Genomic DNA, 14190 nt, shown 5'->3' on the forward strand with positions numbered 1-14190 from the left:
AGAGACGGGCGGCGGAAATTTCCGCGCGCCCGTTTTTTATTGCCTATCTTCTTGCCGGGATGTGACGGCATGAAGTTCAACAAGCTCCGCGTCGTCGGTTTTAAATCCTTCGTTGAACCCTCGGAATTCATCATCGAGCCCGGTCTGACCGGCGTCGTCGGCCCGAATGGCTGCGGCAAGTCCAATCTGGTCGAAGCGCTGCGCTGGGTGATGGGTGAGAATTCCTACAAGAACATGCGCGCATCCGGTATGGATGACGTCATCTTTTCCGGCTCCGGCAACCGCCCGGCCAGAAACACCGCCGAAGTCGGCCTTTATCTCGACAATTCCGACCGCACCGCGCCCGCCGCTTTCAACGATGCCGATGAAATTCAGGTGACGCGCCGCATCGAGCGCGAAAACGGCTCCGTTTACCGCATCAATGGCAAGGAAGCCCGCGCCAAGGATGTGCAGCTGCTGTTTGCGGATGCCTCCACCGGCGCGCGTTCGCCCTCCATGGTCGGGCAGGGGCGTATCGGCGAACTCATCAATGCGAAGCCGCAGGCCCGCCGTCAGCTGCTGGAAGAGGCGGCCGGCATTTCCGGCCTGCATTCGCGCCGCCACGAGGCCGAGCTTCGCCTGCGCGCCGCCGAGACCAATCTGGAGCGGTTGGAAGATGTGACCGCCCAGCTTGAAAGCCAGATCGAAAGCCTGAAGCGTCAGGCGCGGCAGGCCAACCGTTTCAAGATGTTGTCCGCCGATATCCGCGCCCGTGAGGCCACCCTTCTGCACATCCGCTGGGTGGAAGCGAAGGAAGCCGAAGGCGAGGCGGAAAGCGCGCTCAACCAGGCCACAAACATCGTCGCCGAAAAGGCTCAAGGCCAGATGGAAGCGGCCAAGCAGCAGGGCATCGCCAGCCTGAAACTGCCGGAACTGCGCGAGGACGAGGCCCGCGTGGCCGCCGCCCTGCAACGCCTGCAAATCGCCCGCACCCAGCTGGATGACGAGGCAAACCGGCTGCTACGCCGCCGTGACGAACTGGCGCGCCGTCTCTCGCAGCTTGGTGAGGATATCGTCCGCGAGGAACGGCTTGTCTCTGATAATGCCCAGATACTCGCACGGCTGGATGAGGAGGAGGCCGAACTCCTCGAAATCCTCTCCGATTCCGGTCGCCACGCCGAGGAGATGCGCGAAGCCTTCGAAGCCGCTGCCGTCAAGCTGGCGGAAAGCGAAGCCATCTTCACCACCATCACCGCCGAACGCGCGGAAGCCGCTGCCGGCCGCCAGCAACTGGAGCGGGCGATCCGCGATCTTTCCGATCGCAAGCTGAGGCTGGAGCGGCAATCGCAGGAAGCATCCACCGAGATCGACGCCATCGACGAAAAACTTTCCGGTCTTCCCGACCCCGCCGAGCGACGTGAAGCGGTGGAGGCGGCGGAGATTGCCGTTGAGGACGCTTTGATCGTCGTGGAAGAGGCCGAGGCCGCCGTTGCCGAGGCGCGTTCCGCCGAAGCACTGGCGCGCGGGCCGCTGGAAACGGCGAAGAACAGGCTGAATGCGCTGGATACCGAAGCACGCACCATTACGAAAATGCTTGCCTCCAGCGCCGCTGCCAATGGCAGTTTCACGCCCGTGGCGGAAGAAATGACGGTGGAACGCGGTTACGAGGCCGCGCTTGGCGCGGCACTCGGCGACGATCTCGAAAGCCCGCTCGATGCGAGCGCCCCCGCCTATTGGGGCGGCAATGGCGATGGCGCTGGAGATCCTGCCCTGCCGCAGGGTGCAAAACCGCTTCTGGATCATGCGCAGGCGCCGGATGCCCTTAGACGTGCCCTTGCACAGATCGGTGTCGTTGCAGACGTTGCGGAGGCTCGTCGGCTTCTGCCTTCACTCAAGGCTGGCCAGCGGCTGGTAACGCGCGAGGGCGCCCTGTTCCGTTGGGATGGCCACATCGCCAGCGCCGATGCGCCGGGTGCCGCCGCACTGCGCCTGTCGCAGAAGAACCGCCTCGCCGAAATCGAAGGCGAACTGGATGAGGCCCGCTCCATTCTGGAAGAGGCGGAAGACCAGCTTGCCGCGAAAACCGAAGACATCAGAAGCAGCGAATTGCGGCTGTCGGATGTGCGTGACAGAAGCCGGCTCGCGACCCGTCAGCTTGCCGAGGCGCGCGAGGCGCTGACATCAGCCGAACGGGCCTCAGGCGATCTGCTGCGCCGCCGGGATATCGTTTCCGAAGCGCTGAACCAGATCGGCGCGCAGATCGACGAGATCGCCATTCAGGAAGACAATGCCCGCATCGAAATGGAAGATGCGCCTGACCTTTCCGTGCTTGATCTCAAGCTGCGTGAAAGCCAGCTCGAAGTCGCGACCGACCGCGGCCTGCTGGCGGAGGCCCGCGCGCGTCACGAGGGCGTGAGCCGCGAGGCGGAAAGCCGCCAGCGCAGAATTCAGGCAATAGGGCAGGAGCGTTCCACCTGGCAGTCGCGCGCGGCAAGCGCCTCCGACCATATAGCCACGCTCCGTGAACGCGAGGAAGAGGCGCGCGAGGAAATTGCCGAGCTGGACATCGCGCCGGAGGAATTCGACGAGAAACGCCGCAACCTCCTCAACGAATTGCAGAAGACCGAAGACGCCCGCCGCGCCGCCGCCGACCGGCTGGCAGAGGCCGAAAACCTGCAGCGCGCCGCCGACCGGGTGGCGGCAACGGCGCTTTCCGAATTAGCCGAAGCCCGCGAAAAGCGCGGCCGCGCCGAAGAACGACTTGTTTCCGCCCGTGAGAAACGGCAGGAGGCCGAGCAACGCATCCGCGAAACGCTGAATACCGAGCCGCATATGGCGTTTCGCCTGACCGGCCTTGGCCCGGACCAGCCGAAGCCTGACATGCGCGATGTCGAGCGCGATCTCGACCGGCTGAAAATCGAGCGCGAAAGGCTGGGCGCGGTCAATCTGCGTGCCGAGGAAGAGCAGGCCGAGCTTTCCGCCAAGCTCGAGGCGCTGATCAAGGAGCGGGATGACATCATCGATGCCGTGCGCAAGCTGCGCGCCGGTATCCAGAACCTCAACCGCGAGGGCCGTGAGCGGCTGATTGCCGCCTTCGATGTGGTCAATTCACAGTTCCAGCGGCTGTTCACCCATCTTTTCGGTGGCGGCACGGCGGAATTGCAGCTGATCGAATCCGACGATCCTCTGGAAGCCGGCCTCGAAATCCTCGCCCGCCCGCCGGGCAAAAAACCGCAGACAATGACGCTACTGTCAGGCGGCGAGCAGGCGCTGACGGCCATGGCGCTGATCTTCGCGGTCTTCCTCACCAATCCCGCGCCGATCTGCGTGCTGGACGAGGTGGACGCGCCGCTTGATGACCATAACGTCGAGCGCTACTGCAACCTGATGGATGAAATGGTGGCCTCCACCGAAACCCGCTTCGTCATCATCACCCACAATCCCATCACCATGGCGCGCATGAACCGCCTCTTCGGTGTCACCATGGCAGAGCAGGGCGTGTCGCAACTCGTCTCCGTGGATTTGCAGACTGCCGAACAGTTGCGCGAAGCTGTCTGAGGCGGCTGTTCGGGACCAGTTCCGACTTTTGCTCATTGTCAATTTATCTCGCTGTCTCACCCATTCGGGTGAGCGACATCTCGCGGCATTTTGCTATGTATTGGTCACAAGCTTAGGGCTCTCTCCGGACCCCACCATCCGGTTTCCTGTACCGGATGGAATGCCTTGCGGGGCCGCTGCCGTGGCCTCGCAAGGCTTTCTTTTTCCGTTCACAGAGAGAGGTGGCTGTATGGCTGGTAGTCGTTTCCGGGGAGCGAACTTCCTACGTCATACCGGCCTTGAGCCGGTATCCAGCCAGCCCAAGTCCTTGGGCTGATAAGACTCTTCCCGTCGCGCAGACGCGTCGGCTGGCAACTGTATTGGTGAATATTGTTTCAGGCTGTTTTGAAGGTGGTTTTATCCCTAAGAATTGCGTTTGCGATGACGAGCAATTTGCGGGCGATGGCGATGATCATGATCTTGAATGGTTTGCCTCTGGCCTGCATGGTTTGAATGAGGCATGCGAAGGACGACTTTAATCGATAGGCCACCAGTGCGGCCATGTAGAGGGCGTCACGCACACGTTTTCGTCCACCGCGGATATGACGCTGGCCGCGATGGATGCCGCTATCGGCATTGAAGGGAGCAAGTCCTGCAAGAGCTGCCATGCTACCAGGAGAGCTGTCACCCAGTTCCGGCATGTGAGCCATCAGAGTAAATGCCGTGACCTGGCCGATGCCGGGAATGGAGCGAAGTCTTTCGCTTTGTTCACTCAGCATCGCATTCTCGCGGACATGGGACTGGCACTCTTTTTCGACCACTGCAATCTCCCTATTGAGCCAGCCGAGGTGGCGCTCGATGCTGTCGCGCTCCGATGGATCTGCGGTATGAAGACGTACACGTTCCTGCTGGCGCATGGCCACGAGCTGGTCACGGCGCGTATGCAGGCTTTCCAGCCGCTGTCTGGCCGGATCGGATACCGGCGTCACGGCTGGCGAAAGCGCCTCGCCCATACGCGCCAGCAGTCGTGCATCGATGCTATCGGTTTTGGCAAGCTGGCCGGTGGCTCTTGCAAAATTGCGGGCCTTGGCTGGATTGACCCGGCAATAGGGTCGTTGCCACCTTTCCAATGCCGTGCACAGGAGCCGGTCGTAGCGTCCGGTTGCTTCCAGAATGACGCGCGCCTCACGTCCCTCAAGGGTGGAGAGCCATTCGTCGATGGCAACGGCGGTGTTGGGTATGCGGATGTGCTTTTGGGTTATGGTATCGAAAAGATCGAGATGTGCCTTTGAGACATCGCATCCGATGTAAACAGGGTGTATCATGGCAAGCCTCATCCTGTGCTACGAGGTCCGCGCCAACGGCCTCAATCAACTGTTCAGGCTGGGATCAATAAAGGTGGGCGGAGGTCCAAAAGCCAGCAGGCGGTCTCAAACGACCAGGATTCCGACGGCCTTCCGCCCACTCTCCTTATATCACAAAGCCAATACACAGGATTCCGGCTCAGGGCCGGAATGACGGAAGAAGGAGACGCAGCGAATCCCTGTAAACCATTGGCCTGCTGCAACCGCCAATCGCGCAGTGTGCGAGTTCTCCGCGCATGCCGCAGGGAGGCCTACCGTCACTTACCCCGGCACCAGCCGCAGCCGCGTGCCCCAGGGGTCGATCGCCTCCACCACATTATTCTCCATCTCCACCAGCACATACGCAGCTGCCCGCAGCCGCTCCTTCTGCGCCTCGAGATCGGCCGCATCGCGAATAGTGAGTGAAAACCAGTCGAGACCGGTCTCCATGGTATTGCGTTCCTTCGCGCCCCGGCTGTTCCACGTATTGACGGCCAGATGGTGATGATAACCACCGGAAGAGAGGAATGACGCATCCGAACGCGCATCCTGCGTCGGTCGCAGACCGACCGCCGATTCATAAAAGGCGCGGGCAGTGGCGATTTCGCCGACGCGCAGGTGAATATGGCCAATGCGCATCCCGGCCGGGGCGGTCTCATAGTCGCTTTTTTTGGTATCGGTCAGCGTCACGAGATCATCGACGTCGAGTGGTTCCGTGCCCATCTTCACCACGTTACCGCTCCAGACCCATGTGTCCTTCGGCCGGTCGCTGTAAACCTCGATGCCGTTGCCCTCTGGATCGTTGAGATAGATCGCCTCGCTGACATTGTGGTCGGCAAAACCTGACAGAGGCACCTGCTTCAGCGCCGCGTGCACCAGCCAGCGTGCCAGATCCTTGCGGGAGGGCATCAGATAGGCGATGTGGAACAGGCCGGCAGAGGTGGGGCTTTCGAAATCCGCCGCCGGCTTGTGCACGAGATCGAGCAGCGGCACGCTTCCGACACCGAGCGTCACGCCCCTTGCCGTGCGCTCCACCTCGTTCATGCCCAGCACCGAACGGTAGTACTCGATCATCGGGTCAAGTTCGCGCACACGCAGTGCCGCCTGACCCACATGTATCGGTGTCGTCAAGGCGAAGGGCAGGGCGGCATTTGCGGGGGCAGCACCCCCTTCTGCTTTGAGCGCACCGGCAAGAGCGGTGGCGGCACAGGAAATTCCGGCAAATTTCAACGTATGGCGGCGGGTAAATTGCATGAATAATCTCTTTGCAGCGATTTGAATGGCTTAGGCAACACTCCGTTTCAGCGCACTACACGAATGCGTCAATCATGCCGTATTTGGCCTTTGCGGCAATTCTTGCGCGCAATTCGCCGCAATTATGCTGCACTGCGATGTAAACTGCACGTTGCGGCGTTCCCAACATGCTGGCAATGCTGTAGATGATAGAAAAATGACAACGCTTCTGGGTGGAGAGCGTGGAATGAAAAAGTGGGTTTATACCTTCGGCAATGGTGCTGCCGAAGGCAGGGCAGGTGACGTTGCTATATTGGGCGGCAAGGGCGCGAACCTTGCCGAAATGGCAAGTCTCGGCCTACCCGTTCCCCCCGGCCTCACCATCATTACCGATGCCTGCGCGCTTTATCACAAGAATGGCCGCGATCTTCCCGAAGACCTGAAGTTGCAGGTCATGGCTGGCCTGCACGGCATGGAGATCGTCACCGGCAAGACCTTCGGCGGCAGCCAGTCGCCGCTGCTTCTTTCCGTCCGCTCCGGCGCCCGCGCCTCCATGCCCGGCATGATGGACACCGTCCTCAACCTCGGTCTCAACGACCGCACGGTCGAGGCGCTGGGCCATGATGCGGGTGATGCCCGTTTTGCCTGGGACAGCTACCGCCGTTTCATCCAAATGTATGGCGATGTCGTCATGGGCCTCGATCATGAAATGTTCGAGGAAATTCTCGAAGATGAGAAAGGCCGGCTCGGCCATGAATACGATACCGACATGTCGGCGGTCGAATGGCAGCACGTCGTTTCGCTTTACAAGAAGCTGATCGAGGACGAGCTCGGCGAAGCCTTCCCGCAGGATTGTCATGTCCAGCTCTGGGGCGCGATCGGCGCCGTTTTCGCCAGCTGGACCAATCATCGCGCCGTGACCTACCGGCATCTGCACAATATTCCGGGTGACTGGGGTACTGCGGTCAATGTGCAGGCCATGGTCTTCGGCAATCTCGGCTCGTCCTCGGCAACCGGCGTCGCCTTCACCCGCAATCCCTCGACCGGTGAGGCGGAGCTTTACGGCGAATTCCTCGTCAATGCGCAAGGGGAAGACGTGGTGGCGGGCATCCGCACGCCGCAATCCATCACCGAGGCCGCAAGGCTGGCGTCCGGCTCCGACAAGCCTTCGATGGAAAAGCTGATGCCGGAGGCGTTTTCCGAATTTCTGGCGATCTGCAAACGGCTGGAAACGCATTACCGTGATATGCAGGATCTGGAATTCACCATCGAGCGCGGCAAGCTCTGGATGTTACAGACCCGTTCCGGCAAGCGCACCACCCGCGCCGCGATGAAGATCGCCGTCGATATGGTGGAAGCCGGGCTGATTTCGCAGGAAGAAGCCGTCTGCCGCATCGAGCCCTCATCACTCGACCAGCTGCTGCATCCGACCATTGATCCCGGCATTTCCCGCCCCATCATCGGCTCCGGCCTGCCGGCCTCTCCGGGGGCGGCGACGGGCGAGATCGTCTTTACCTCGGAAGAGGCTGTCGCCGCCGAGGCCGAGGGGCGTCGCGTCATTCTGGTGCGCATTGAAACCAGCCCGGAAGATATTCACGGCATGCATGCCGCAGAAGGCATTCTGACGACGCGCGGCGGCATGACCAGCCACGCCGCCGTGGTGGCGCGCGGTATGGGCATTCCCTGCGTCACCGGTGCCGGCTCCATGCGGGTCGACATGCGCAACAAGGTGCTGATCGGCGTCGGCTGTATGCTGAAGCGCGGCGATGTCATCACCATCGATGGCTCTTCCGGCCGGGTGCTGAAGGGCGAGGTGCCGATGACGCAGCCGGAACTGTCAGGCGATTTCGGCAAGCTGATGGAGTGGGCCGACGGTCTGCGCAGGATGACCGTGCGCACCAATGCCGATACGCCGGCCGATGCCCGTGCCGCCCGCGCCTTCGGTGCGGAAGGCATTGGCCTCTGCCGCACCGAACATATGTTCTTCGAGGGCGACCGTATCCATGTGATGCGTGAGATGATCCTTGCCGAAAGCGAAAAGGGCAGGCGCGCCGCGCTGGACGAGCTTTTGCCGATGCAGCGTTCGGATTTCACCGAACTGTTCCAGATCATGCACGGCCTGCCGGTAACCATCCGCCTGCTCGATCCACCACTACACGAATTCCTGCCGAAGACCGATGGCGAGATCGTCGAGGTGGCGGCCGCCATGGGCATGCCGCAGACCGTGTTCCGCCAGCGGCTGGATGCGCTGCACGAATTTAACCCCATGCTCGGCCATCGCGGCTGCCGTCTCGCCATTTCTTATCCCGAGATCGCCGAAATGCAGGCACGCGCCATTTTTGAAGCCGCCGTTGAGGCGGCCCGCATCACCGGCGCACCTGTTGTGCCTGAAATCATGGTGCCGCTGGTCGGCCTGCGCTCGGAGCTGGATTACGTCACTGAGGTCATCGATGGTGTCGCCGCAGCCGTGGCGCAGGAAACCGGCATGGAGATCGAATATCTCACCGGCACCATGATCGAGCTGCCGCGAGCGGCTCTGCGCGCTCATGTCATCGCGGAAGCGGCGGAGTTCTTCTCCTTCGGCACCAACGACCTGACGCAGACGACGTTTGGTATTTCGCGTGACGATGCGGCGCGTTTCATCAATACCTATCAGCGCAAGGGCATCATCGAACGCGACCCGTTCATCTCCCTCGATTTCGATGGTGTGGGCGAACTGATCCGCATCGCCGCCGAACGCGGCCGCCAGACACGGCCGGAACTGAAGCTCGGCATCTGCGGCGAACATGGGGGCGATCCGGCCTCGATCCATTTCTGCGAGGATGCGGATCTCGATTACGTGTCCTGCTCACCGTTCCGCGTGCCCATCGCCCGGCTTGCGGCGGCGCAGGCGACGCTGGCTGCAAAGGCAAAGCAGGGGGAAACCCAAAGCAACGTCGCCTTCATTCCCGTCAGGGGTTCTGTCGGACGATGATCTGACGCTCGACGACAACGGGCCTATAGAACATGTCGCGGTTCATCTGCGCCTGCCAGGCGCGGTTGTCGGCGCGGCGGTCCATTTCCAGATCGAGAAGGCAGCCCGCCATCGGGTCGGTGCCGGGGCGGAAACCATACCCCCGGCATGTCGCCTCATCCCGCGCCCGCCGCTCTTCCGGCGTCAGCGTCTGGCAGGCGGTGAGCGCCATGAGGGCGGCAAGCGAGCCGAGGACGATGGAAACACGCATCTTGTTTCTCCCTGATATGACAGCCGTACGGCACTTTTATTGCCGCGATTGATACGCCTGTTTGCATCTGGGGAAAAGCCGCATCGGGATGGAAAGTTGCGTTTGGTACAAGAAGGTATCCGTCGTCAAGCCAGCCGGGAACTCGCCATTTCAGCGCGCATCCAGCTCGAATCCCCCCATGTCGAGAGCCAGATCATCAGGTCGGTAAGAAAGCCGATAATCGGCAGAAGAAGCCTGTGACCCAAGCCGCGTGTCGTCTGGTTTTTCTCGGCTTCCTGTAAATGCGCCAATTCCTGCTCCTGAATTGAGGCGATAAGCTTGTGAAGCTCGGGATCTCTTGTTTGCAGGAAGGCCAATTGATCTTCCAGATGGCGGTGAACGGTGCTTTCCACGGCTTCGGTGCAAATCCAGACCATGTTGCGTCCACCGAGCGCGGTCAGGAACCCGAGCAGGAAACCTCCGAGGCTCCAAAACGCCATGACGCGACAAGGTCTTGCGTTTCTGGCTGGCATGGCTTCTCGGAACAGGCGGCAATGATCGATCTCGTCGTCCCGCATCTCTTGAAGAGCGGGCACGATGTCCGGGAACAGCCGGCGGGCCACCCATATCTGTGCTCCGTAGATACGAATAGCGCCAAACTCACCAGCGTGATTGACCTTGAGAATACGCCGAACGGTAAGAGCTTGGTCGCGTTTACCGGAACTGACAAGCATTCGAAGCAATACCAAAGCGCGTTCCAGTCAGCCGAGCGGTTGTCACCACCATTGATAAGTCGGTTCTTGTTCGGGGAAAACCCCATCTCGGTGGAAAGTCATGTTCGCTAGGGCGTCTCCTTTTCACTGGAAACGCCCCACGATTATCGCTGTCAGGCCGCCGCTACCTCCCGGTCATCGAGCGCGTCGATGTCCTTGGCGTTGTTATAAACGGCCTCATTGAGAATGCCTTCGCGCTTGGCGACGATGGTGGGCACCAGCGCCTGGCCGGCGACGTTGACCGCCGTGCGGCCCATGTCGAGGATCGGATCGATGGCGAGCAGCAGTCCCACGCCTTCAAGCGGCAGGCCGAGCGTGGAGAGCGTCAGCGTCAGCATCACCACAGCACCCGTCAGGCCGGCGGTCGCAGCGGAACCGAGCACGGAGACGAAGACGATCAGCACATATTCCTGAATGCCGAGCGGCACCTGGAAGAACTGCGCGATGAAGATCGCCGAGATTGCCGGATAGATCGCGGCGCAGCCATCCATCTTGGTGGTGGCGCCGAGCGGCACGGAGAAGGCGGCATATTCGCGCGGCACGCCAAGGCTCTTTTCCGTCACGGTTTCGGTGACGGGCAGCGTGCCGATGGAGGAGCGCGAGACGAAGGCGAGCTGGATGGCCGGCCAAGCGCCCGCGAAGAACCGCGACGGCTTCAGGCCATGGGCGAGAAGCAGCGCCGGATAGACCACGAAGAGCACCAGCGCCAGACCGATATAAACCGCCGCCGCATACCAGCCGAGCTGCGACAGCGTCGTCCAGCCATATTGGTCAACCGCGCGGCCGAGCAGGCCGATGGTGCCGATGGGGGTGAGGCGGATGACCCACCACAGGATTTTACGCACGATGGTAAGCAGCGACTGGTTGAAGGCGAGGAATGGCTCCGCCGCCTTGCCGGCCTTCAGGGCCGCGACACCAAAGGCAATCGATACGACGAGTAGCTGCAGAACGTTAAAGTTCAGCGAGGTGCTGCCGGAACCGTTGGTGATTTTGGTAGACGCCTCAAGGCCAAACACGTTGGCCGGGACGAGACCCTTCAGGAAATCCAGCCACGAACCGGTGGAGGAAGGCGCTGCCGCTGCCGTATTGGCAATCGCCGTGTTGACGCCCGGCTGAATGACGAGGCCGAGCACGATGCCGATGACAACGGCGATCAGCGCGGTGATGGCGAACCACAGAAGTGTCTGCCAGACGAGCTTTGCCGCGTTGGAAAGGTTCTTGAGATTGGCGATGGAAGCGACGATGGCCGTAAAGATCAGCGGCGGCACGAGCGCGCGCAAAAGCTGCACGAAAATGCTGCCGATGGTCTGCAGCGTCACCGAAAGCCAGTTGGGGCTGCCGGCGGCATCGGGGCCGATGTTGCGCGCAAGGAGGCCCAGCAGCAGGCCGATGACCATGGCGCTTAGAACCTGGAAGCCGAAATTGCGATAAAAGGGTTTGGGCCCGGAAGGGCGGGCGGACGTCGTTGCCTGTGACATGACATGTCTCTTTATTGTGCAAGAAAACGAGAATGTTGCACTTTTTACACGCATTCTCGAGGGAGATCGCCGAGGATACGCCGATTTCCTCAGCAATTAAGGGATGGACTTGCGTATTTGTTGCATTGTGGCGGAATTATTCCATTGAGGGCTCGGTTTGCGGAAAAATATTCCGCATTTTCGATGATCAGTTTCATCCAGAGAGAGTTATGGTGCTGAGACAGCCTGTCTGGACATTTAAAACCAGAAAGGAGTGGGCCTGATCCGGCATGGCGTTGGCGGTGGGGATCGGCCGGAATTCAAGGATCAAACCCCTCCTTTGTTTTCCTCGCCGCAAATCCGGTCTATGACATCATATGCAGGTGATTCCCTGCCAGAATTCGGGTGCAACGCTTTTTAGCCAATGCGATCTAACGGATATCCGCTTCCATGACTGTGCGTTTCGTCCGGCCTTTTTCGGTTGCAGCCTATCTTTCCCGTTATCTGGGTCTTGCGGCGCTGGCGCTTTTTCTCATCGCCGCCGGCATCCACCGTTTCGGGCCGTTGACGACGCCTGATCTCGTCGGGCTGCTCATCATTGCCGCCGGTATCGCTCTCGCGGCCGTGCTTCTGGCGCTGATCGGCCTGGAGCGGCTGTGGACGACGGGCGCGCGTGGCGGGCTTTCGGCACTGGCCGCGCTGCTTCTCTCGGCGCTGCCGCTCGGCGTCGTCGGTTACGGCGCATATCTTTATTGGCAGCAGCCGAAGATTTACGACATCTCCACCGATCTGACCGACGTGCCGGAATGGCTCGCGACACCCGCCGCCAACCAGCAATGGCTGGTGCGACCCGCGACCCTTACCAAGGCGGATCGCGATGAGCAGGCGGAAGCCTATGCCAGCCTTGCCGGCCGTCGTTATGAGGGCGCGATCGACCGCATCTATGCCGCCGCCAAAAAAATGGCGACTGCCCAGTCCATCCGCATTACCCATACGAAGGGTGTGATCGGCGCGGAAGATGCCCCAACCATCGGCGTGCCGCCACAGGACAGGACGCAGCCCGCGGAAGATGCGCCGGTGGAAGACCTGCCCTCCATCGTGCCCGTGCCCATGGCCCGCCCGTCCGACGCGCCACAGCCCACTTTCTTCAACGGCAGCGGTGTGGTGCTGATGCAGGGCGAAACCCGCACCCGCATCTGGGGCCTGCGTTTCGATATCCTCATCCGCCTGAAGGAAGAGGCGGAAACCACCATCGTCGATGTGCGCGTCGCCTCCCGCTACGGCCCGCATGATCTCGGCATGGGTGCTGCGATTGCCGAGGCCTATCTCGATACGCTGGATGCGGAAATGCAGGGTCTGAACGACAATTGAGGCGTTGACGCCTGAAGGCTGGACGGCGCGCTCCGCTTCGGGGTGATTTGATTGCGACTTCGCCGCTTGTTTCTTCTCCCCGAGGGGGAGAAGGTGGCCCGAAGGGCCGGATGAGGGGGCGCCCTCTCCGCATATCGCTGGCCGTTCCCCCTCATCCCGCTGCCGCGGACTTCTCCCCCTCGGGGAGAAGAAACAAGCGGCAGACGCTCACTCCGTCAATAAGGCAGCGATGGACTATGCGGCAGCAAGGCTTGAAATCCCGCGCGTCAAAACCCCCTCAGGCCGGAAAATACTCGCCCAGCAGTGAAGGCGCGCCATCCGTCCGCACTTCGCCCTTTTCGATCAGATCCTCGATATGCGCCAGCACGGAAAGTGCGGCCGCCCCATGCAGGCGCCTGTCGGTGCTGGCATAGATGACCTTCACCATATCGGCGATCCGTCTGTCGCCGTCCCGGATACGCTTCAGAACCGCCTTTTCCCGCATGCGGCGGTGGGCGCGAAGCCCGCGCATGAAGGCGGCAGGATCGGTGACCGGCCCGCCATGGCCGGGCAGAAACAGACGGTCGTCGCGGGCGAGCAGCCGCTCCAGTGAGGCCATGTAGTCGCTCATCGCTCCATCAGGCGGTGCGACGATGGTGGTGGCCCAGGCCATCACATGATCGGCGGAAAAGACGATGCCGCTGCCCTCGAGCGCAAAGGCGGCGTGGTTGGCGGTGTGCCCCGGCGTATGCAGCGCGGTCAACGTCCAGCCATCGCCGGCAAGGCTCTGCCCGTCGTCCAGCGCAATGTCGGGCGCGAAAGCCATATCGGAGCTTTCGGCAAAGGGATTGGTCTCGCCCACATGCAGTGGCCGGGCGGCACGGTGCGGGCCTTCTGCCACCGTCAGCGCCCCGGTCGCTTCCTTCAGCCGCCGCGCCAGCGGTGAGTGATCGCGATGGGTGTGGCTGACGAAGATATGGGTTACCTCACGGCCATCGAGCGCCGCCATCAGCGCCTGAAAATGCGCCTCATCCTCCGGGCCGGGATCGATGACGGCAACGGAGCGGTCGCCGACGATATAGGAGTTGGTGCCATGGAAGGTAAAGGCGGAAGGGTTGTTGACGGTGAGGCGCTGGATGAGCGGGGCGACAGGAACCGCCTCGCCATAGGCTGGCTTGAAATCGAGATCGAATGCCGGGTCCGCCATCGAGACCTCCTGAATGAATGCCATGCCGCCCGTGCCGACGGCGCCCGCCGCACAATCGCCAAGCCCTATCATGCCACCTGCGGCCCGGCACCCAAAAAGCTTGGGTTT

Annotated in this window: 9 protein-coding genes; 3 read left to right on the top strand and 6 right to left on the bottom strand. The window is 61.6% G+C overall.

The features are described from left to right. The first annotated feature begins 69 nt into the window (after positions 1-69). A complete protein-coding gene (locus CFBP5499_RS03010; RefSeq protein WP_080825686.1) occupies positions 70-3537 on the top strand; it encodes a chromosome segregation SMC family protein in 3468 nt (1155 codons plus the stop codon). A 374-nt stretch (positions 3538-3911) separates the two neighbouring features. On the opposite strand, the gene CFBP5499_RS03015 is transcribed toward CFBP5499_RS03010, so the two are convergent. Both CFBP5499_RS03015 and CFBP5499_RS03020 read right to left on the bottom strand, forming a co-directional pair. After that, on the bottom strand, positions 3912-4841 hold the full coding sequence (locus tag CFBP5499_RS03015) for an IS110 family transposase (RefSeq protein WP_080825684.1): 930 nt from the start codon (positions 4839-4841) through the stop codon (positions 3912-3914). A 300-nt stretch (positions 4842-5141) separates the two neighbouring features. After that, positions 5142-6113 carry a VOC family protein gene (locus CFBP5499_RS03020; RefSeq protein ID WP_080825682.1) on the bottom strand — a complete coding sequence of 324 codons (972 nt, stop codon included), beginning with the start codon at positions 6111-6113 and terminating at the stop codon, positions 5142-5144. Positions 6114-6339: 226 nt separating this feature from the next. Between CFBP5499_RS03020 and ppdK the strand changes: the two genes are divergently transcribed. After that, positions 6340-9066: a pyruvate, phosphate dikinase gene (gene ppdK / locus CFBP5499_RS03025; RefSeq protein ID WP_080825680.1), complete on the top strand. Its 2727-nt coding sequence runs from the start codon at positions 6340-6342 to the stop codon at positions 9064-9066. On the opposite strand, the gene CFBP5499_RS03030 is transcribed toward ppdK, so the two are convergent. The 3 genes from CFBP5499_RS03030 to CFBP5499_RS03040 all read right to left on the bottom strand — a co-directional run bounded on the left by CFBP5499_RS03030 (position 9044) and on the right by CFBP5499_RS03040 (position 11546). Next, entirely contained in the window at positions 9044-9316 is a 273-nt protein-coding gene (locus CFBP5499_RS03030) for a hypothetical protein (RefSeq protein WP_080825678.1), read from the bottom strand. The genes ppdK and CFBP5499_RS03030 overlap by 23 nt on opposite strands. Before the next feature lie 125 nt (positions 9317-9441). After that, on the bottom strand, positions 9442-10029 hold the full coding sequence (locus CFBP5499_RS03035) for a demethoxyubiquinone hydroxylase family protein (RefSeq protein ID WP_080825677.1): 588 nt from the start codon (positions 10027-10029) through the stop codon (positions 9442-9444). 152 nt (positions 10030-10181) lie between these two features. Beyond that, positions 10182-11546, bottom strand: coding sequence for a dicarboxylate/amino acid:cation symporter (locus CFBP5499_RS03040; RefSeq protein WP_080825676.1), 1365 nt, complete (start codon positions 11544-11546; stop codon positions 10182-10184). Between the two features lie 429 nt (positions 11547-11975). On the opposite strand from CFBP5499_RS03040, the gene CFBP5499_RS03050 reads away from it, so the two are divergent. Further along, positions 11976-12896, top strand: a complete 921-nt coding sequence (locus tag CFBP5499_RS03050; RefSeq protein ID WP_080825674.1) for a DUF1499 domain-containing protein — start codon at positions 11976-11978, stop codon at positions 12894-12896. A gap of 277 nt (positions 12897-13173) precedes the next feature. Here the strand turns inward: CFBP5499_RS03050 and CFBP5499_RS03055 are convergent, their stop codons facing one another. Continuing rightward, complete coding sequence (locus CFBP5499_RS03055) at positions 13174-14082, bottom strand: MBL fold metallo-hydrolase (RefSeq protein ID WP_080827436.1); 909 nt, start codon at positions 14080-14082, stop codon at positions 13174-13176. Positions 14083-14190 lie beyond the last annotated feature (108 nt).

This window comes from Agrobacterium tumefaciens, from assembly GCF_005221325.1.
In the GTDB taxonomy this organism is placed as follows: Bacteria; Pseudomonadota; Alphaproteobacteria; order Rhizobiales; family Rhizobiaceae; genus Agrobacterium.

Excerpts from the sequence above, each read along its gene's own strand:
- CFBP5499_RS03010 (WP_080825686.1), top strand. The coding sequence starts at position 70 with ATGAAGTTCAACAAGCTCCGCGTCGTCGGTTTTAAATCCTTCGTTGAA.
- CFBP5499_RS03015 (WP_080825684.1), bottom strand. The coding sequence starts at position 4,841 with ATGATACACCCTGTTTACATCGGATGCGATGTCTCAAAGGCACATCTC.
- CFBP5499_RS03020 (WP_080825682.1), bottom strand. The coding sequence starts at position 6,113 with ATGCAATTTACCCGCCGCCATACGTTGAAATTTGCCGGAATTTCCTGT.
- ppdK (WP_080825680.1), top strand. The coding sequence starts at position 6,340 with ATGAAAAAGTGGGTTTATACCTTCGGCAATGGTGCTGCCGAAGGCAGG.
- CFBP5499_RS03030 (WP_080825678.1), bottom strand. The coding sequence starts at position 9,316 with ATGCGTGTTTCCATCGTCCTCGGCTCGCTTGCCGCCCTCATGGCGCTC.
- CFBP5499_RS03035 (WP_080825677.1), bottom strand. The coding sequence starts at position 10,029 with ATGCTTGTCAGTTCCGGTAAACGCGACCAAGCTCTTACCGTTCGGCGT.
- CFBP5499_RS03040 (WP_080825676.1), bottom strand. The coding sequence starts at position 11,546 with ATGTCACAGGCAACGACGTCCGCCCGCCCTTCCGGGCCCAAACCCTTT.
- CFBP5499_RS03050 (WP_080825674.1), top strand. The coding sequence starts at position 11,976 with ATGACTGTGCGTTTCGTCCGGCCTTTTTCGGTTGCAGCCTATCTTTCC.
- CFBP5499_RS03055 (WP_080827436.1), bottom strand. The coding sequence starts at position 14,082 with ATGGCGGACCCGGCATTCGATCTCGATTTCAAGCCAGCCTATGGCGAG.